Consider the following 581-nt stretch of genomic DNA (forward strand, 5'->3'; position numbering starts at 1 on the left):
GCGTTGGCAATCCCTCTTGAGCCGTTTGTTATGCAGTTTTTTAACCAATACTCAGTATAAAGAACGAATTGCTTAGCCAAACTTATCTTTAGCTGCCACAATTCGCACTGTCATTTACTACCAACTGGTTCATCATGAAACTTTTAGTTCGCAATCTATCTCGCTCTACAACTGAACAAGAACTTCGTGTTTTATTCTCAGCTCATGGCTCCGTAGCCGAATGTACGCTTGTTTTAGACCAAGTAACGGGTCAATCAAAAGGCTTTGCTTTTGTCGAAATGCCAAACGAAAACGAAGCTAATGCTGCAATTTCTAACCTAAACCTTTCTGACGTTGCCAAAAGCAAAATCAGAGTAAAAGCCGCAGAATAAACACCTTATAGACAAAAAGAGTAAAGCTCCGTCAGTTCAAATACATTGGGCTGACGTCTTTTAGTTTCCGTTGAACCTGTAGAACTGCATAACGCCCGGCTAAGGGGTTGACAACGCACCGCCGAACTCAAAAAACACACTGTAAACACTGAACTTCAATTTTGCACTAAAGTCGCCAAGCGTTGGCAATCCCTCTTGAGCCGTTTGTTA

1 protein-coding gene is annotated in these 581 nt (G+C 41.8%); it reads left to right on the forward strand.

Annotation, left to right across the window (positions count from 1 at the left end; genetic code table 11):
- The first annotated feature begins 134 nt into the window (after window positions 1–134).
- Window positions 135–371 carry an RNA recognition motif domain-containing protein gene (locus AACQ79_RS15540; protein WP_115340121.1) on the forward strand — a complete coding sequence of 79 codons (237 nt, stop codon included), beginning with the start codon at window positions 135–137 and terminating at the stop codon, window positions 369–371.
- Window positions 372–581: the final 210 nt, after the last annotated feature.

Origin of the sequence: Vibrio sp. 3-2(1) (assembly GCF_963887575.1) — a bacterium.
GTDB lineage: Bacteria > Pseudomonadota > Gammaproteobacteria > Enterobacterales > Vibrionaceae > Vibrio > Vibrio anguillarum.